This window comes from Pantoea sp. UBA5923, assembly GCF_002431095.1.
Taxonomy (GTDB): Bacteria; Pseudomonadota; Gammaproteobacteria; order Enterobacterales; family Enterobacteriaceae; genus Pantoea; species Pantoea piersonii.
The window spans coordinates 60696-78683 of the sequence record NZ_DJDN01000036.1 but is presented as its reverse complement, the minus strand read 5'-3'; the positions used below and the strand labels follow the sequence as shown (position 1 = coordinate 78683).

Genomic DNA, 17988 nt, shown 5'->3' with positions numbered 1-17988 from the left:
GGTGAACCAGTGGTATAACGTCACCCTGACAGAAGGACGCAACCGCGAAGTGCGTCGTCTGTGGGAAGCGGTCGGCGTGCAGGTCAGCCGCCTGATGCGCGTGCGCTATGGCGATATCCATCTGCCAAAAGGTTTACCGCGCGGCGGCTGGATGGAAATGGATCTGGCGGCGGTTAACTACCTGCGCTCGCTGGTTGGCATGGATGACGAGACGGTCACCAAGCTGGCGGTTGAGAAAGATCGCCGTCGCACCAAGGCGAATCAAATTCGTCGTGCGGTCAAGCGCCACACGCAGGTCAGTGGCAGCGGCCGACGCAGCAGCGGCGGCGGCAGCAAACGCGGCTAATAAAAAACGCAGCTCTCGGGCTGCGTTTTTTTTACCAGTCGATGCCTTGCTGCGCCTGAATACCCGCATCGAAGGCGTGCTTAACCGGCCGCATTTCAGTTACGGTGTCTGCCATCTCCATCAGCGCGCGATGGCAGCCGCGTCCGGTCAGGATAACGCTCTGATGCGCCGGACGCTCACGGAGCGCGCGCTCCAGCTCCTCCAGCGGTAAGTAGTCCATGCTCACCATATAGGTGATCTCATCCAGCAGCACCAGATCCAGACGCTCGTCCGCTAGCATCCGCCTGGCGTGCTGCCAGACCGCAAGGCAGGCGGCCGTATCGGTCTCGCGGTTTTGCGTCTCCCAGGTAAAGCCGGTAGACATGACCTGAAATTCCACCCCGTGCTGCGACAGCAGGTTGCGTTCGCCGTTAGGCCATTCGCCTTTGATAAACTGGATCACGCCCACCTTTTTATCATGCCCGACGGCGCGCAGCGCGGTGCCGAAGGCGGCGGTGGTTTTGCCTTTACCATTGCCGGTAAAGACCATCAGGATGCCGCGCGTCTCCGTTGCCGCGGCGATGCGTGCATCAACCTGCTCTTTCAGCCGCTGCTGGCGCTGCTGGTGGCGATCGTCACTCATTACTCTGCCGCTCCAGGTTTGCGGCCGGGCTGCGCGTCGAAGCTGACGCCTGTTTTACGGCGGCTGTCGTCGCCCATAACATAAAGGTAGAGCGGCATCAGGTCGGCTGGCGTTTTCAGCTTACCGGCATCCTCCTGCGGGAAGGCCGAGGCGCGCATTTTGGTGCGCGTGCCGCCAGGGTTGATGCAGTTAACGCGCAGCGACTGGTTTTTATACTCATCCGCCAGCACCTGCATCATCCCTTCGGTGGCGAACTTGGAAACGGCATAGGCGCCCCAGCCCGCGCGACCGGTACGTCCCACGCTGGAGGTGGTAAATACCAGCGAACCGGCACTCGATTTCAGCAGCAGCGGCAGTAAGGCCTGCGTCAGGAAGAAGGTGGCATCAAGATTGATTTTCATCACATCTTGCCAGATTTGCGGATCCAGCTCGGCCAGCGGCACGATTTCGCCCAGAATGCCGGCGTTGTGCAGCACGCCATCGAGGCGTGGAAACTGCTGCGCCAGCTGGTCAGCCAGCTGCCGACAGGCATCCGGGGTCGCCTGCGCCAGATCGAACACCACGCAGTGCGCCGGACGCAGACCCAGTTGGCCGATCGCCTGCTGGGTCTGCTCCAGACGCTCTGTATTGCGGCCAAGCAGAATGACTTCCGCGCCGTAGCGCGCATAGGTAATGGCGGCTTCGCGGCCGATGCCGTCTGAGGCGCCGGTGACAAGAATGATGCGGTTTTGCAGCAGGTCGCTTTTCGGTTGATAGTGCACGACGATTTCCTTGAGCGCTAAACGGGTTTTTGGCTTTATGCCTTAATTCGCCGGAGGGTGCAATCATCCACAGGCGCTTTCTGTGCCGGGCGCTGGCATTTCAGGCGACGCGCGGCGCTAAACCCGTTAAACTCTCTGATTAGTGCTAATTCTCTGTTTAATAAGGCGGCAGAATGGATTTACTCTCCAGTTATGGATTATTTCTGGCCAAAGCGGTGACGGTTGTTGTAGCCGTCGGCGCCGTCGTGGCGATTATTGTGAACGCGGCGCTGCGCAAGCGCGGCCAGGCGGCCGGGCAGCTCCGGCTGACGCATCTGGGCGATGATTATCAGCAAATGAAGGAAGATCTGCAGCTGGCTAAAATGAAGCCGCAGGTACAGAAAGTGTGGCTGAAGCAGCATAAAAAAGCGGAAAAGCAGAAGGCGAAAGCGGAGAAGCGCGCCGCGAAGCAAGGCGTTGTTGAGCGTCAGAAACCGACGCTTTACGTTATCGATTTTAAGGGCAGCATGGACGCCAGCGAAGTGACGGCGCTGCGCGAAGAGGTTTCCGCCGTACTGGCGGTAGCGGAAAAGGGCGATGAGGTACTGCTGCGGCTGGAAAGCCCAGGCGGCGTAGTGCATGGCTACGGCCTGGCAGCGTCGCAGCTGCAGCGCCTGCGCGATCGCGGCCTGCGCCTGACGGCGGCGGTCGACAAAGTGGCCGCCAGCGGCGGCTATATGATGGCCTGCGTGGCGGATCGCATCGTGGCCGCGCCCTTCGCCATTCTCGGCTCTATCGGCGTCGTGGCGCAAATCCCTAACTTCAATCGTCTGCTCAAGCGTAACGACATTGATGTCGAACTGCACACCGCAGGGCAGTACAAACGCACCCTGACGCTGTTCGGTGAAAACACCGACGAAGGCCGTGAGAAGTTTCAGGAAGATCTCAACGAAACGCATGTGCTGTTCAAAGAGTTCGTGCACCAGATGCGCCCAACGCTGGATATCGACAAAGTGGCGACAGGCGAGCACTGGTATGGCCGACAGGCGCTCGACTTAAAGCTTATTGACGATATCAGCACCAGTGACGAGCTGATCATCAGCCAGATGGATCTCTTTAACGTGCTGGGCGTGCACTATGCGCGCCGCCGCAAAATGATCGACCGCGTGACTCACAGCGCTGGCTCGGTAGCGGAGCGCCTGCTGATGAAGTGGTGGCAGCGCGGCGAAAAGCCGCTGCTGTAAAGAGCGTCTGCACACTCGCGATAAACGAACCCGGCATCCGCCGGGTTTTTTATGCCAGGTGGTAGCGTGACGAAAGCGTCAGCGCCAGATATTTAAACACGTTAAACACCGCCGTGGTCTTCGCTGTTGGCAGCCCCTCGTCATCAAGGAAAAAGGGGCCGCGGAAAACCAGAACGTCTCCTTGCTGGATTACGTCGTCTGCTTCAAGCCCGGCGAAATAATCGTCATGCTCCCGAATGAGCGCATTGGCTTTTTCCAGTAGCGCCTGGCGTGAAATGGCCTGAGTATTCTTCTGCATTGAATAGCGCCTTTTTGACATGCACAAAATCCTTTCTATATTACTTGCCAAAACCGCTGCGCGGCAAATCAGCAAAAAGCGCGAAAATCTGGCGCAAAAATCGACTGAGTGCTAATTAAGTTGCGTAACGAATTTTATCAGGTAGAGTGTGGGCGATTCAGATTTCAGGGAGATCACACCGGGATGTGTGGTTGAGTCAGATGAAAAAGTCGCTCTTATTCATACCCTTGCATAAGCATATGCCAGCTGGCCCGAGATTGACCCCGCAGCCTTGAAAAGCAAAAAAGGCGCAACAATATTGAACCCAATGGGTTTCAGGGCATCAAATCCTCTCCCGTTTATCAGGACGTTTTCATTAGGTAAAGGTACATATGGGTAAAGCACTCGTCATCGTTGAGTCCCCGGCAAAGGCCAAAACAATCAATAAATACCTCGGTAGTGACTACGTGGTGAAATCCAGCGTCGGTCATATCCGTGATTTGCCGACCAGTGGTTCAACCGCGAAAAAGAGTGCTGACGGGGCCGGCGATAAAAAAACCAAAAAGGTTAAAAAAGACGAAAAAGCTGCGCTAGTCAGTCGAATGGGCGTTGACCCGTACCACGGCTGGAAAGCTGACTATCAGATCCTGCCCGGCAAGGAAAAAGTCGTCTCCGAACTGAAAGCGCTGGCGGCCAATGCTGACCACATTTACCTCGCAACCGACCTTGACCGCGAAGGGGAAGCCATCGCCTGGCACCTGCGGGAAGTGATCGGCGGCGACGATAAGCGCTTTAGCCGCGTAGTCTTTAACGAAATCACCAAAAATGCGATTCGTCAGGCGTTTGAAACGCCGGGCGAACTTAATATCGATCGCGTTAATGCGCAGCAGGCGCGCCGCTTTATGGACCGCGTCGTCGGCTATATGGTATCGCCGCTGCTGTGGAAGAAGATTGCGCGTGGCCTCTCTGCCGGTCGCGTTCAGTCTGTCGCCGTACGCCTGGTGGTTGAGCGTGAACGTGAAATCAAAGCGTTTGTGCCGGAAGAATACTGGGAGCTGAACGCCGATCTGCATACGGCGAAAGGCGATTTGCTGGCGATGTCCGTGACGCACCAGAACGACAGCCCGTTCCGTCCGGTCAACGGCGAACAGACGCAGGCCGCCGTCGCGCTGCTGGAAAATGCGCGCTATGAAGTGGTGGACCGCGAAGATAAACCGACCAGCAGCAAGCCTGGCGCACCTTTTATTACCTCGACGCTACAGCAGGCGGCCAGTACGCGACTCGGCTTTGGCGTCAAGAAAACCATGATGATGGCGCAGCGGCTCTATGAAGCGGGCCACATTACCTATATGCGTACCGACTCGACCAACCTGAGTCAGGATGCGCTGGCGATGGCGCGCGGCTATATCGACAAGAACTTCGGTAAAAAGTATCTGCCGGAGACGGCGAACACCTACGCCAGCAAAGAGAATTCCCAGGAAGCGCACGAAGCGATCCGTCCCTCCGACGTTAACGTCGTGGCGGAAAAACTTAAAGATATGGAAGCGGACGCGCAGAAGCTCTATCAGCTGATCTGGCGTCAGTTTGTCGCCTGCCAGATGGTGCCTGCGCAGTATGATTCCACGACGCTGACCGTTGCCGCTGCCGGCTTTAAGCTGAAGGCGAAAGGGCGCACGCTGCGCTTCGACGGCTGGACGCGCGTGATGCCAGCGCTGCGTAAAAATGATGAAGACCGCACGCTGCCGCCTGTGGAAACGGGCGAGACGCTGGATCTGCAGCAGCTGGTTCCGAGCCAGCACTTCACCAAACCACCGGCGCGCTTCAGCGAAGCCTCGCTGGTGCGCGAACTGGAAAAGCGCGGCATCGGTCGTCCTTCTACCTACGCCGCCATTATCTCGACCATTCAGGATCGCGGTTACGTGCGGGTGGAAAACCGCCGTTTTTACGCCGAGAAAATGGGCGAAATCGTCACCGATCGTCTGGAAGAGAATTTCCGCGATCTGATGAACTACGACTTTACCGCTACCATGGAGGACAGCCTCGATCGGGTTGCCAACAATGAGGCGGAATGGAAAGGCGTGCTGGACAACTTCTTCAGCGACTTTACTCAGCAGCTGGACAAAGCTGAGAAAGATCCAGAAGAGGGCGGCATGCAGCCGAACCAGATGGTGCTCACCTCTATCGACTGTCCTACCTGCGGACGGAAAATGGGTATCCGCACCGCCAGCACCGGCGTTTTCCTTGGCTGTTCCGGCTACGCGCTGCCGCCGAAGGAGCGTTGCAAGCAGACCATCAACTTGATCCCGGAAAACGAAGTGCTCAACGTGCTGGAAGGCGACGACGCCGAAACCAACGCGTTGCGCGCGCGTCGCCGCTGCCAGAAGTGCGGTACGGCGATGGACAGCTACCTGATCGATCCGCAGCGTAAGCTGCACGTCTGCGGCAACAACCCAGAATGCGACGGATACGAGATTGAACAGGGCGAATTCCGGATCAAAGGCTATGACGGCCCGGTGGTAGAGTGCGAGAAGTGCGGTTCGGAAATGCACCTGAAAATGGGCCGTTTCGGCAAGTACATGGCGTGCACCAACGACGACTGTAAGAACACGCGCAAAATTCTGCGTAACGGCGAAGTCGCGCCGCCGAAAGAAGATCCGGTGCCGTTGCCTGAGCTGCCCTGCGAGAAATCAGACGCTTACTTCGTGCTGCGCGACGGCGCGGCGGGCGTCTTCCTGGCGGCGAACACTTTCCCCAAATCGCGTGAAACGCGCGCGCCTTTGGTGGAAGAGCTGCAGCGCTTTAAAGATCGTCTGCCGGAAAAACTGCGCTACCTGGCTGACGCGCCAGCGACCGATCCTGACGGCAACAAGACGATGGTTCGCTTTAGCCGTAAAACCAAACAGCAGTATGTCGCCTCTGAAAAAGAGGGCAAAGCCACAGGCTGGTCGGCGTTTTATATCGACGGTAAGTGGCAGGAAGCCAAAAAGTAAGTTCCTTTCCCTCATAAAGGCCAGCCGTGCTGGCCTTTTTCTTAGCCTTATATCAAAACGTTCTACATTCATCTTTACAATGATATAGTGGTTATAGCATTTCCGACATGTTCCTGTGCTTTGCCTCATTTCTCACCGATCCGGCGAAAATACGTCAATCGGGGATGCGCTCTGTAGCTTACTGGGATGGAACAGATATGAAATTGCAGCAGTTGCGCTATATCGTCGAAGTGGTTAACCACAACCTGAATGTCTCTTCGACAGCAGAAGGACTTTACACTTCTCAGCCGGGCATCAGTAAGCAGGTGCGCATGCTGGAGGATGAACTGGGCGTGCAGATCTTTGCGCGCAGCGGCAAACATTTAACGCAGGTCACGCCAGCAGGCGAAGAGATCATTCGTATCGCCCGTGAAGTCTTGTCTAAGGTCGATGCGATAAAGTCGGTGGCGGGAGAGCATACCTGGCCGGATAAAGGCTCGCTCTACGTGGCGACGACCCATACGCAGGCGCGTTACGCGCTGCCAGGGGTGATCAAAGGCTTTATTGAGCGCTATCCACGCGTCTCACTGCATATGCATCAGGGCTCGCCGACGCAAATCGCCGAAGCGGTTTCTAAAGGCAATGCGGATTTCGCTATCGCCACCGAAGCGCTGCATCTTTATGACGACCTGATTATGCTGCCATGCTACCACTGGAATCGCGCGATTGTTGTCACGCCCGATCATCCGCTGGCGGGCAAGGGGCAGGTTTCAATCGAGGAGCTGGCGGAATACCCTCTGGTTACCTACACCTTCGGCTTTACCGGACGTTCAGAACTGGATACTGCATTCAATCGGGCAGGCCTTACGCCGCGTATCGTCTTCACCGCTACCGACGCAGACGTAATCAAAACTTATGTTCGCTTAGGCCTGGGGGTAGGGGTTATCGCCAGTATGGCCGTGGATCCGATTGCCGATCCTGACCTGGTGCGCATCGAAGCGGCAGAAATTTTCACCAACAGCACCACGAAAATTGGCTTCCGCCGCAGCACCTTTCTGCGTAGCTATATGTATGATTTTATTCAGCGCTTCGCGCCTCATCTTACGCGCGATGTGGTCGATGCGGCGGTAGCGTTACGCTCCAATGAAGATATTGAAGCGATGTTCAAAGATATTAAGCTGCCGTTTAAGTAAATCCGCGTATCGTTTAATTTTGTTAAAGGCTGCCCTGGGCAGCCTTTTTTGTCCGTAGTCGTTAGCGCCACCTTAATGTCGAAAATTTTTATTATTTTTTTGTAAATGAAACATCGATCACATGTTTTTCCGTTTGCATTACTTAAATGAGAAACAGTACACAAAATTTACTTTGCCGCTTTGCGTGCTGCCAGGATTATTCCCATACTCCAGTTAAGACCTGATGTGAAAGCGCTTTTTATCAGGTTCTTTAAAGTTAACTCAAATTTGAAATGGCCCTAATCGCAATTTAACTCAAATTTGCAATCTAATAATTCAATTAAGGAAATATGTCGCGATTCATTATTCCTTAAGTTTTATGGCCACGTTGATTAATAGCGTTAATCGTTGTGCTCAATAAAAATAACTGGATTTTCGGCCTTAATGAGTTTAGGATTCATCCTAAATCTTAATCGATGTTATCAATCGTTTTATTGAGAGTGATTATCAGAAACTATGGCTACGAGACTGACTGTACAACCCGACTTCCGGGCAAAAAGCACCAAGGTTGAGCGCTCTGGTAATATCCGTCGCAAAGCCTGGTTAACCGTAATAGCTGCTTCTGCGCTGTTCTGGGTGGTTGTGGCATTGATGATCTGGCGTATATGGGGTTAAACCATGTGGGCGAACACACTCAGCAGTAAACAGTCGTTATCCGCGCCTCAGCTTAAAGCCCCGGCCTGTAAAGGCAAAGAGAGCAGCGTGACGGAACACAAAGTGACTATCCCGGATAGCTGGGAACTGAGTGAAAATCAGCGTCACTTCATCGAGTCTTTCATGGACCCGAAAGCCAAATAAGCTGTCAGCGTTACCTGGCATCGCCAGTGCAATACTTCTTTCCGGTTTTCCGGCGGGCAAATTAAAAGCCCACTCTTTACACTCAGCATATAAAAAGGGTGTCATCACATAAATGATGGCAGCAGGACTTTTTTACGCCCGTTTTCGGGAGGAGTGACGTATGAACATCAATATGATTAAGATGTCCTGGCTGAGCGCTTATGCATTCTCATTTGCATTCTGGGCCGCGGCCGTATGGATTGCTGTATAACCTGAAAGCAGTATTGACCCTCATTCTTTTCGCTTACGCCCCGCACAGCCTGCGGGGCGTTTTCGTTTGCGCGCGTGATAATGTAGCATTTTTTGTTGTAATCAAAACGTTAAGGAAAATGTAGTCTATCTTTAACATAAACCTTGTTCTCTCTGAGGTTAACGCGATCACGATAAGAAAAGGAGGAGCTATGTCGGACACCCTACGCGAGCAGAGTCAGGACACGCTGCAGGTCGACAAGCAGCAGTATCATATTTTCAGTCTACCCCGCGCCGCCCAACATCTTGGTAACATCGACCGCCTTCCCAAATCATTAAAAGTGCTGCTGGAGAATCTCCTGCGCTGGCAGGATGGCGATTCCGTAACGGAAGAAGATATTCGTGCGCTGGTCGGCTGGCAGCAGACCGGGCATGCCGACCGTGAAATTGCTTACCGTCCTGCGCGCGTGCTGATGCAGGATTTTACCGGCGTCCCGGCGGTGGTGGATCTGGCGGCAATGCGCGAGGCGGTGAAACGCTTAGGCGGTGATGTAGCGAAGGTGAATCCGCTGTCGCCGGTCGATCTGGTTATCGACCACTCCGTCACCGTAGACCGCTTCGGCGACGACAGCGCCTTTGAAGAGAACGTGCAGCTGGAGATGGAGCGCAACCATGAACGCTATGTGTTTTTGCGCTGGGGCCAGAAAGCGTTCAACAAATTCCGCGTTGTGCCGCCGGGAACCGGTATTTGCCACCAGGTTAACCTGGAATACCTCGGTAAATCTGTCTGGCATGAGCAAATAGACGGCAAGCAGTTCGCCTGGCCAGATACGCTGGTCGGTACCGATTCGCATACCACGATGATTAACGCGTTGGGCGTGCTGGGCTGGGGCGTCGGCGGCATTGAAGCCGAGGCGGCGATGCTGGGCCAGCCGGTTTCTATGCTGATCCCGGATGTTGTCGGCTTTAAGCTGACCGGTAAGCTGCGTCCGGGCATTACCGCGACCGATTTAGTGCTGACCGTCACCCAGATGCTGCGTAAGCATGGTGTGGTCGGGAAGTTTGTAGAGTTTTACGGCGACGGTCTGGCCGATCTGCCGCTGGCGGACCGCGCTACTATCGCCAATATGGCACCCGAATATGGCGCCACCTGCGGCTTCTTCCCGATTGACGATGTGACGCTGGGCTACCTGACGCTGACGGGACGCGATGCCGAACAGGTCGCGCTGGTTGAAGCCTACGCGAAAACGCAGGGGCTGTGGCGTAATCCTGGCGACGAGCCGATCTTCACCAGCTCGCTGGCGCTCGATATGCAGAGCGTTGAATCCAGCATTGCCGGCCCCAAACGTCCGCAGGATCGCGTCTCTCTTGGCGATGTGCCCGCCGCGTTCAACGCCAGCAACGAGCTTGAGGTAAATCATAGCCAGCCGGCGCATAAATCCGTTACCTATACCGACAGCAAAACCGGCCTGAGCCATCAGATCGAAGATGGCGCAGTAGTTATTAGCGCCATTACCTCCTGTACCAACACCTCTAACCCGAGCGTGCTGATGGCGGCGGGGCTGCTGGCGAAAAAAGCGGTAGAGCGCGGCCTGAAGCGTCAGCCCTGGGTGAAAGCCTCACTGGCGCCGGGTTCGAAAGTTGTCTCCGATTATCTGGCGGTAGCGCAGCTGACGCCGTACCTCGATAAGCTCGGTTTCAACCTTGTCGGTTACGGCTGTACTACCTGTATCGGCAACTCTGGGCCGCTGCCCGATGAAATAGAAGCCGCTATTAAAGAGGGCGATATTACCGTCGGTGCCGTACTCTCCGGCAACCGTAACTTTGAAGGGCGTATCCATCCGCTGGTGAAAACCAACTGGCTGGCGTCGCCACCGCTGGTGGTCGCCTATGCGCTGGCGGGCAATATGAAGGTCAATCTGCAGACTGAACCGCTGGGCAAGGATCGTCAGGGCAACGACGTTTTCCTGAAGGATATCTGGCCGTCACCGGAAGAGATCGCCACGGCGGTGCAGCAGGTGACCAGTGATATGTTCCATAAAGAGTATGCCGAGGTGTTCTACGGCACGAAGGACTGGCAGCAGATCAAGGTGAGCGAAGCGGCCACCTATGAATGGGATGAAGGATCGACCTATATTCGTCTGTCGCCGTTCTTTGACGATATGGAGCGTGAACCGAAACCTGTTCAGGATATCAAAGGCGCGCGCGTGCTGGCGATGCTGGGCGATTCGGTGACTACCGACCATATCTCGCCTGCGGGCAGCATTAAAGCGGACAGTCCTGCAGGACGTTATCTTCAGTCACATGGCGTCGATAAAGCTGACTTTAACTCTTATGGTTCAAGGCGCGGCAACCATGAAGTGATGATGCGCGGTACTTTCGCCAATATCCGTATTCGCAATGAGATGGTGCCGGGCGTCGAAGGCGGCTATACCCGTCATATTCCGAGTGGCGAACAGCTGGCGATTTACGATGCGGCGATGAAGTATCAGGAAGAGGGGACGCCGCTGGCGATAATTGCCGGTAAAGAGTATGGCTCTGGCTCAAGCCGCGACTGGGCGGCAAAAGGCCCACGCTTGCAGGGCGTTCGCGTGGTAATAGCGGAATCTTTCGAGCGTATCCACCGTTCCAACCTGATCGGCATGGGCATTCTGCCGCTGGAATTCGCGCCAGGCGTGACGCGTAAAACCCTGCAGCTTACCGGCGAAGAGGTGTTCGACATTGAAAATCTGTCGCAGCTGCAGCCGGGCTGTACGGTGAAAGTGACGATGACGCGCCCGAATGGCACGCAGGAGACGCTGGAGACGCACTGTCGTATCGATACCGGTAATGAGCTGACCTACTACCGCAACGACGGCATTTTGCACTATGTGATTCGTAATATGCTGAACTAACGATAAAGCCGGGGAAACCCGGCTTATAGCAGTAAGGCGCTAACGCGGATGGCAGGGTCCGATCGCAAAGACGCAAAAAACGGCATCCCTGCCAGCTCGGCCTGCGCCATCCCTGGCGCAGGACGCTTTGCTCTTCGTACCCTGCCATCCGCGTCTCTACATTTGAGCCGTTTGCAGGCGATAAATCGTGCGTCTATTCAGATTTAGGCAGCAGGTGGCCCATCTTTTCCGCTTTGGTATCGAGATAGTGCGCGTTCTTCGGGTTACGGCCGACAATCAGCGGCACGCGCTCGACGATATTAATGCCCGCTTCGCTGAGGATCTCCACCTTACGCGGATTATTGGTCAGCAAACGCACTTCATTTACCCCCAGCAGTTTAAACATATCGGCGCACAGCGTGAAATCACGCTCGTCTGCTGCAAAGCCGAGCTGATGGTTGGCTTCAACAGTGTCATAGCCTTTATCCTGCAGCGCGTAGGCGCGGATCTTATTCAGCAGGCCGATATTACGCCCTTCCTGACGGTGATAAAGCAGCACGCCGCGACCCTCTTCGGCAATGGCGTTCAGCGCCGCTTCCAGTTGAAAACCACAATCGCAGCGTAAACTGAACAGCGCATCACCGGTCAAACATTCCGAATGAACGCGCGCCAGTACGGGCGTGTTATCGCTGATGTCGCCGAATACCAGCGCGACGTGATCGTGACCGGTTGCCACTTCTTCAAAACCTACCATGAGGAAATCGCCCCAGGGCGTGGGCAGTTTGGCTTCCGCCACCCGTTTAAGCTGCATGTGACTCTCCAGAACCTTCAGAGGATGCGCTACTCTAAAATAGCGCACAGGCCAGTATGGCCTGAAAAAATTGGCAATATTGTGCCACAACGAGAAGTTGGGCTGGTAATTTGTCAGAGCGATTGTAGCGATAAAGCACAATTATCCAATGCGCAATAAGTTATGTTACTATTTTTTAAGATAAAATTATTCACCAGCGGCGCAAAGGCGCCAAGTTGAAGGAGAAGGGATGCTGCAGATTTTGCGTCGCACCACGGCAGGCATGTTGCTGCTGATGATTATTCCGGCAACGGTCTGGCTGACCGGCTGGCATTGGCAACCTGGCCAAAGCGACGCGCTGCTGCGCGTACTCTACTGGATGACAGAAACCGTGACGCGCCCCTGGGGAACCCTGACCAGCCTGGTGCTCAGCCTGTGGGTGCTGTGGTGTTTGCGCTTTCGCCTCAAGCCTGCGCTACTGCTGCTGCTGATCATGAACGCTACCATCCTGACCGGACAATACACCAAATCTTATATCAAAGATCAGGTGCAGGAACCGCGTCCCTATGTGGTCTGGCTTGAGCATAATCACGGGCTGGACGACCGCGAATTTTACAGCATGACGCGCAAAGAGCGCAGCCAGCGCGTCGATGAGCTGCTCGCCAGCGATCAGTTGCTGCCGGGCTGGCTGAAGCGGCACTGGGCCTTTGAAACCGGCTTTGCTTTTCCTTCCGGCCATACGCTGTTTGCTGCCAGCTGGGCGCTGCTGGCGGTAGGGCTGCTCTGGCCTCGCCGCCGCTATATCACCATTGCGGCGATCGGCGTCTGGGCGGGCGCGGTCATGGCCAGCCGACTGCTGTTGGGCATGCACTGGCCGGGCGATCTGGCGATGGCGGTAGCACTCTCCTGGCTGCTGGTCTCCTTTGCCACCTGGCTGGCGCAGCGCTTTTGCGGCCCGCTTACCGTACCGCCGGAAGAGCGAAAGGACGTGGCGCAAAGGGAAAACGGATTGTAATTCCGTACTTTATCCCCATATTATTGATTGCGCTTGCGTAAAAGCCATTCGCCTGGCGCTGCAGGGAGCAGCATTGTTGCCGCTTTTTTGGCATACTTCTACTGGATAACCTCACAACAGGAAGCACTGTGAAATATTTGCTGATTTTTTTAGTGGTATTGGTCATTTTTATTATTTCCGTCACCTTAGGCGCGCATAACGACCAGGTCATCACCTTTAACTATCTGCTGGCGCAGGGCGAATTCCGTATCTCTACGCTGCTGGCCTCGCTGTTCGGCGCGGGGTTTGTGCTGGGCTGGGCTATCTGCGGTCTCTTCTGGCTGCGCGTCCGCGTCTCGCTGGCGCATGCGCAACGCAAAATCAAACGTATGCAGACGCAGCTGGATAAAAGTAATCAGCCTGCGACCTCATCGACCGCCGTCGCGGGTCGGGAATAGCCCTCCATGCACGAATTGCTGTTTCTGTTATTGCCCGTCGCTGCGGCTTACGGCTGGTATATGGGTCGACGCAGCGCGCAGCAGGACAAGCAACAGGAAGCGAGTCGCCTGTCGCGTGATTATGTTGCAGGCGTTAACTTTTTGCTGTCTAACCAGCAGGATAAAGCGGTCGATCTCTTTCTCGATATGCTGAAAGAGGACAGCGGGACGGTAGAGGCGCACCTGACGCTGGGCAATCTGTTCCGCTCGCGGGGCGAGGTGGATCGCGCGATACGTATTCACCAGTCGCTGATGGAGAGCGCCTCGCTTAACTACGACCAGCGTCTGCTGGCGATCCAGCAGCTGGGCCGCGATTACATGGCCGCCGGACTTTACGATCGCGCCGAAGATATGTTCAAGCAGCTGACCGATGAAACTGATTTTCGCATTAGCGCGCTGCAACAGCTGCTGTTGATCCATCAGGCGACCAGCGACTGGCATCAGGCGATAGAGGTGGCCGAAAGGCTGGTCAAGCTCGGCAAGGATAAGCAGAAAGGGGAGATAGCCCACTTCTACTGCGAACTGGCGTTGCAGGCGATGAGCAGCGACGATCTCGATCGCGCCATGGGGCTGCTGAAAAAAGGCGAAGCCGCCGATCGCCAGAGCGCACGCGTGTCGATCATGATGGGACGCATCCTGATTGAAAAAGGCGAATATGCCAAAGCTATCGAGCATCTGCAGCGCGTGCTGGATCAGGATAAAGAGCTGGTGAGCGAAACTCTGCCGATGCTGGAAACCTGTTATCAGCGGCTTAACCAGCCCGCTGCCTGGGCAGCATTTTTGCAGCGCTGCGTGGACGAGAATACGGGCGCGGCGGCTGAACTCTATATGTCTGATATTCTGGAAAGAGAGGAAGGGCCGGACGCCGCGCAGCTCTATATCAACCGTCAGCTGCAGCGTCATCCCACTATGCGCGTTTTCCATCGCCTGATGGACTTTCACCTGCATGAGGCGGAAGACGGACGCGCTAAAGAGAGCCTGATGGTGCTGCGCGATATGGTCGGCGAGCAGATCCGCACCAAGCCGCGCTACCGCTGCCAGAAGTGCGGTTTTACCGCGCATGCGCTCTACTGGCATTGTCCTTCCTGCCGCACCTGGTCCTCCGTTAAACCTATTCGCGGACTCGACGGCCAGTAACTGGCCGTTGGACGTTCGTTTATCGGTATTGCAATAGTTACAACATACTAAAAGGTAACTGAGTAACCAGTCGGCACCGTGCAACTTATCGCCACGCAGGCGGGAAGGTAACCGCAAACGTTGTCCCTGACATAACGCGCGGGTAGAATGCTTGCCGTTTGTCCTGTACGCCCGCTGCCGTTAACTATGAGGAAATGCCATGCCCTTATCATCAGCCGTGACCGCTTCGCCCATTCTTGTGGCGCTCGATTATCACGATCTCAACAGCGCATTGCGTTTCGTCGACCAGATTGATCCCCAGAGCTGTCGACTAAAAGTCGGTAAAGAGATGTTTACCCTGTTCGGGCCATCGCTGGTAAAAGAGCTACAGCAGCGCGGGTTCGAGGTCTTTCTCGACCTCAAATTTCATGATATTCCCAATACCACCGCGCATGCGGTCGCGGCGGCGGCGGATCTTGGCGTCTGGATGGTCAACGTGCACGCCAGCGGCGGGGCGCGCATGATGAATGCCGCGCGCGAAGCGCTGGTGCCGTTCGGCAGTGACGCGCCGTTGTTGATCGCAGTAACGGTATTAACCAGCATGGATGCAGAGGATCTGCGCGGCCTTGGTATCACCTTATCGCCTGCCGAACAGGCCGAGCGTCTGGCGAAGCTGACCCGCGAGTGTGGCCTCGACGGCGTAGTCTGTTCAGCGCATGAGGCCGCACGTTTCAAAACGGCAATCGGCGCGGATTTTACGCTGGTGACGCCGGGTATCCGTCCGGCAGGCAGCGACGCTGGCGATCAGCGCCGTATTATGACGCCGCAACAGGCGAAACAGGCAGGGGTAGACTATATGGTGATCGGGCGTCCCATTACCCAGTCGGCCGATCCGGCCGCTACGCTGACCGCCATTTTAACCAGCCTTAAGGAGTCTTCATGAGCCGCGATAATCCCCTGGTCTATTCCACCGACACGGGCCGCATCGAGCAGCCGAAAGAAAAAGTCGAACGTCCTAAAGGCGACGGCATTGTGCGCATTCAGCGTCAAACCAGCGGTCGCAAAGGCAAAGGGGTCTGCCTGATTACCGGACTCGATCTCGACGACGACGCGCTGAACAAGCTGGGCGCGGAACTGAAGAAAAAATGCGGATGCGGCGGCTCAGTGAAAGAGGGCGTAATTGAAATTCAGGGCGATAAACGCGATCTGCTTAAGCAACTACTGGAAGCGAAGGGCCTGAAGGTAAAACTGGCCGGTGGTTAAAACAAAATCGGGCTACGACGGTAGCCCGAGAGTTTTGTAGATGCGCTGCGTAGCCTTTTTTATTAAAAATGCTTTTTGGTCATTAATGGACCTGATGACCGATGACACCGCCCACTGCTGCGCCGCCGAGAGTGCCGAGCGCGCTGCCGTGTGTTAACACCGAGCCACCAATTGCGCCGGCTCCGGCACCGATGGCGGTGTTACGATCGCGTTTTGACCAGTTGGAGCAGCCGCTCAGCGCGACAACTAAAGTGGTAGCCAAAACAGCTGCGGTAATACGTTTCATGGTTGTTGTCATAAACTTCTCCTTGATTGTGCTCACAGAGGCAACACACTCAGTATAGGTGGTTTTTTCCTCTGTTCTTAAATCCGCCCGTATTACGCCATCGCTTCTTCCCTGAAGATGCCGATATGCCTTTTCACTATGGACAATGTTGTCTCGGACAGATAAATGCAACCGACAAACAGATCCGCCCATTGCATGAGGGAATTCTAAGCCTTATGCAAATTTTCCGAAGATGGAAGATTCCTAATTCGCACCGCATTTTTGCGTTATCAGCCGTTTTCCGCCGCTTTTCCAGCCGATCGCTCCATAACCTTTTCTGAGCCAGCCCCTGCACAATTCAGTGATAAATCTGAGCAGGAGAAAACAATGCTGGAACAACTTAAACAGCAGGTACTGGAAGCGAACCTGGACTTGCCGCGTTATAACCTCGTCACCTTTACCTGGGGCAACGTCAGCGCGGTCGATCGCGAGCAGGGGCTGCTGGTGATCAAGCCTTCGGGCGTCAGCTACGCTAGCATGAAGCGCGACGATATGGTGGTGGTGGATCTCGCCAGCGGCGAGGTGGTAGAAGGAGACAAGCGGCCTTCCTCTGATACCGCCACTCACCGCGCGCTCTACCAGGCATGGCCGGAAATCGGCGGTATTGTTCATACCCATTCGCGCCACGCCACCATCTGGGCGCAGGCTGGTCGGCCGATACCGGCATGGGGAACGACCCATGCCGATGACTTTTACGGCGAGATCCCCTGTACACGCGCCATGCGTGATGAGGAGATTCAGAACGACTACGAATGGAATACCGGCGGCGTTATCATCGAGACTTTCGCCCAGCGCGATTTGTCACCGAGCGCGATTCCGGCGGTGCTGGTCAATTCACACGGGCCTTTCGCCTGGGGACGCGACGCGCACGCGGCGGTACATAGCGCGGTGGTGCTGGAAGAGGTTGCCTATATGGGGCTGTTCAGCCAGCAGCTGCGCGCCGACCTGCCGCCGATCAATCAGACGCTGCTTGACCTTCACTACCTGCGTAAGCACGGCGAAAACGCCTGGTATGGTCAAAAAGGGTAACCTGCAGCATCCTCTCCTCATTAAAGAGCAAAGCGCCTGATCCGCCGCGCTCTGCTTCTCACAGAGAACTCAGATCTCACCTGAGCACCGACAACGCAAACGGGCCGGGCGGGCAGGGATGCCGCTTTTGCCTTTGCGCGAGCGGACGTTACTGCCTGCGCTGCCCAAAACATAAAGCCAATGACAAGCGCACTATCTGAGCCTGAAGCGGCTGGTATGGCGACGTTGATCAAAAAAATGAAACATACTATTCACTAAAAATAAAACAGCGTTTCATTTTAAGGATGGGATCACTGTTTTCTCCCGTCGCCCCACGTACTTTGCTGTCACGCCTTCGGGCATAAAAACGCACCTCCCTCTGGACAGCAAAGGTGATCCCTGATGCATATCAAACGTGCTATCGATAAAATCCCTGGCGGCATGATGCTTATCCCGCTCTTTCTCGGCGCGCTTTGTCATACCCTTTCTCCTGGCGCCGGGAAATATCTTGGCTCATTCACCAATGGCCTGATGACCGGTACGGTGCCGATCCTCGCCATCTGGTTCTTCTGTATGGGTGCCTCAATCAGGATCAGCGCCACCGGCACCGTACTGCGCAAATCCGGCACGCTGGTCATTACCAAGATCGCGGTGGCCTGGATCGTG

17 protein-coding genes and 1 pseudogene are annotated in these 17988 nt (G+C 55.5%); 13 read left to right on the top strand and 5 right to left on the bottom strand.

Translation table 11 applies throughout. From position 1 onward, the window contains the following. Positions 1 to 346: pseudogene (locus tag B3797_RS09430) on the top strand (23S rRNA pseudouridylate synthase); the annotation flags it as partial. A 31-nt stretch (positions 347 to 377) separates the two neighbouring features. On the opposite strand, the gene cobO reads toward B3797_RS09430, so the two are convergent. Both cobO and B3797_RS09420 read right to left on the bottom strand, forming a co-directional pair. Continuing rightward, complete coding sequence (cobO, locus tag B3797_RS09425; RefSeq protein ID WP_311784446.1) at positions 378 to 968, bottom strand: cob(I)yrinic acid a,c-diamide adenosyltransferase; 591 nt, start codon at positions 966 to 968, stop codon at positions 378 to 380. Beyond that, a complete protein-coding gene (locus B3797_RS09420) occupies positions 968 to 1729 on the bottom strand; it encodes a YciK family oxidoreductase (protein WP_311790951.1) in 762 nt (253 codons plus the stop codon). Before B3797_RS09420 ends, cobO begins: the two co-directional genes overlap by 1 nt. 173 nt (positions 1730 to 1902) lie before the next feature. Here B3797_RS09420 and sohB point away from each other — a divergent pair, with 173 nt between their 5' ends. Next, positions 1903 to 2952 carry a protease SohB gene (gene sohB / locus B3797_RS09415; protein ID WP_311790950.1) on the top strand — a complete coding sequence of 350 codons (1050 nt, stop codon included), beginning with the start codon at positions 1903 to 1905 and terminating at the stop codon, positions 2950 to 2952. Between the two features lie 49 nt (positions 2953 to 3001). Here sohB and B3797_RS09410 read toward each other — a convergent pair whose 3' ends face one another. Then, complete coding sequence (locus tag B3797_RS09410) at positions 3002 to 3250, bottom strand: YciN family protein (protein ID WP_120454067.1); 249 nt, start codon at positions 3248 to 3250, stop codon at positions 3002 to 3004. 371 nt (positions 3251 to 3621) lie between these two features. Between B3797_RS09410 and topA the strand changes: the two genes are divergently transcribed. From topA to acnA, 4 genes are all read left to right on the top strand, one after another. Then, complete coding sequence (gene topA, locus B3797_RS09405) at positions 3622 to 6219, top strand: type I DNA topoisomerase (RefSeq protein WP_311784443.1); 2598 nt, start codon at positions 3622 to 3624, stop codon at positions 6217 to 6219. A 197-nt stretch (positions 6220 to 6416) separates the two neighbouring features. Further along, complete coding sequence (cysB, locus tag B3797_RS09400) at positions 6417 to 7391, top strand: HTH-type transcriptional regulator CysB (protein WP_033746805.1); 975 nt, start codon at positions 6417 to 6419, stop codon at positions 7389 to 7391. Between the two features lie 495 nt (positions 7392 to 7886). Next, entirely contained in the window at positions 7887 to 8045 is a 159-nt protein-coding gene (locus B3797_RS09395; RefSeq protein WP_120454073.1) for a YmiA family putative membrane protein, read from the top strand. Positions 8046 to 8668: 623 nt separating this feature from the next. Further along, positions 8669 to 11350 (top strand): aconitate hydratase AcnA, encoded by a 2682-nt coding sequence (gene acnA, locus B3797_RS09390; protein WP_311790949.1) that lies wholly within the window; start codon positions 8669 to 8671, stop codon positions 11348 to 11350. Positions 11351 to 11543: 193 nt separating this feature from the next. Here acnA and ribA read toward each other — a convergent pair whose 3' ends face one another. After that, positions 11544 to 12140 (bottom strand): GTP cyclohydrolase II, encoded by a 597-nt coding sequence (ribA, locus tag B3797_RS09385; RefSeq protein ID WP_311784441.1) that lies wholly within the window; start codon positions 12138 to 12140, stop codon positions 11544 to 11546. 229 nt (positions 12141 to 12369) lie between these two features. Between ribA and pgpB the strand changes: the two genes are divergently transcribed. The 5 genes from pgpB (at position 12370) to yciH (ending at position 15989) form a co-directional block, all read left to right on the top strand. Continuing rightward, complete coding sequence (pgpB, locus tag B3797_RS09380) at positions 12370 to 13134, top strand: phosphatidylglycerophosphatase B (protein WP_311784440.1); 765 nt, start codon at positions 12370 to 12372, stop codon at positions 13132 to 13134. Between the two features lie 128 nt (positions 13135 to 13262). Continuing rightward, entirely contained in the window at positions 13263 to 13571 is a 309-nt protein-coding gene (locus tag B3797_RS09375; RefSeq protein WP_311784439.1) for a LapA family protein, read from the top strand. Positions 13572 to 13577: 6 nt separating this feature from the next. Next, positions 13578 to 14747 (top strand): lipopolysaccharide assembly protein LapB, encoded by a 1170-nt coding sequence (lapB, locus tag B3797_RS09370; RefSeq protein WP_311784438.1) that lies wholly within the window; start codon positions 13578 to 13580, stop codon positions 14745 to 14747. 199 nt (positions 14748 to 14946) lie between these two features. Continuing rightward, positions 14947 to 15669 (top strand): orotidine-5'-phosphate decarboxylase, encoded by a 723-nt coding sequence (gene pyrF, locus B3797_RS09365; protein ID WP_311784437.1) that lies wholly within the window; start codon positions 14947 to 14949, stop codon positions 15667 to 15669. Then, positions 15666 to 15989 carry a stress response translation initiation inhibitor YciH gene (yciH, locus tag B3797_RS09360; protein ID WP_311790948.1) on the top strand — a complete coding sequence of 108 codons (324 nt, stop codon included), beginning with the start codon at positions 15666 to 15668 and terminating at the stop codon, positions 15987 to 15989. The genes pyrF and yciH overlap by 4 nt, the downstream gene beginning before the upstream one ends. 82 nt (positions 15990 to 16071) lie before the next feature. Here yciH and osmB read toward each other — a convergent pair whose 3' ends face one another. Beyond that, entirely contained in the window at positions 16072 to 16287 is a 216-nt protein-coding gene (gene osmB / locus B3797_RS09355; RefSeq protein WP_033746828.1) for an osmotically-inducible lipoprotein OsmB, read from the bottom strand. Positions 16288 to 16641: 354 nt separating this feature from the next. Between osmB and araD the strand changes: the two genes are divergently transcribed. Both araD and B3797_RS09345 read left to right on the top strand, forming a co-directional pair. Continuing rightward, entirely contained in the window at positions 16642 to 17343 is a 702-nt protein-coding gene (gene araD, locus B3797_RS09350) for an L-ribulose-5-phosphate 4-epimerase (protein ID WP_120454092.1), read from the top strand. 381 nt (positions 17344 to 17724) lie between these two features. Beyond that, positions 17725 to 17988, top strand: a 264-nt coding sequence (locus B3797_RS09345; protein WP_311790947.1) for a 2-keto-3-deoxygluconate permease, incomplete at its 3' end; no start/stop codon positions are given.

Coding starts and splice junctions, on each gene's coding strand:
- pyrF (WP_311784437.1), top strand. CDS start 14,947: ATGCCCTTATCATCAGCCGTGACCGCTTCGCCCATTCTTGTGGCGCTC.
- B3797_RS09395 (WP_120454073.1), top strand. CDS start 7,887: ATGGCTACGAGACTGACTGTACAACCCGACTTCCGGGCAAAAAGCACC.
- lapB (WP_311784438.1), top strand. CDS start 13,578: ATGCACGAATTGCTGTTTCTGTTATTGCCCGTCGCTGCGGCTTACGGC.
- cysB (WP_033746805.1), top strand. CDS start 6,417: ATGAAATTGCAGCAGTTGCGCTATATCGTCGAAGTGGTTAACCACAAC.
- pgpB (WP_311784440.1), top strand. CDS start 12,370: ATGCTGCAGATTTTGCGTCGCACCACGGCAGGCATGTTGCTGCTGATG.
- sohB (WP_311790950.1), top strand. CDS start 1,903: ATGGATTTACTCTCCAGTTATGGATTATTTCTGGCCAAAGCGGTGACG.
- osmB (WP_033746828.1), bottom strand. CDS start 16,287: ATGACAACAACCATGAAACGTATTACCGCAGCTGTTTTGGCTACCACT.
- yciH (WP_311790948.1), top strand. CDS start 15,666: ATGAGCCGCGATAATCCCCTGGTCTATTCCACCGACACGGGCCGCATC.
- acnA (WP_311790949.1), top strand. CDS start 8,669: ATGTCGGACACCCTACGCGAGCAGAGTCAGGACACGCTGCAGGTCGAC.
- ribA (WP_311784441.1), bottom strand. CDS start 12,140: ATGCAGCTTAAACGGGTGGCGGAAGCCAAACTGCCCACGCCCTGGGGC.
- araD (WP_120454092.1), top strand. CDS start 16,642: ATGCTGGAACAACTTAAACAGCAGGTACTGGAAGCGAACCTGGACTTG.
- topA (WP_311784443.1), top strand. CDS start 3,622: ATGGGTAAAGCACTCGTCATCGTTGAGTCCCCGGCAAAGGCCAAAACA.
- B3797_RS09410 (WP_120454067.1), bottom strand. CDS start 3,250: ATGCAGAAGAATACTCAGGCCATTTCACGCCAGGCGCTACTGGAAAAA.
- cobO (WP_311784446.1), bottom strand. CDS start 968: ATGAGTGACGATCGCCACCAGCAGCGCCAGCAGCGGCTGAAAGAGCAG.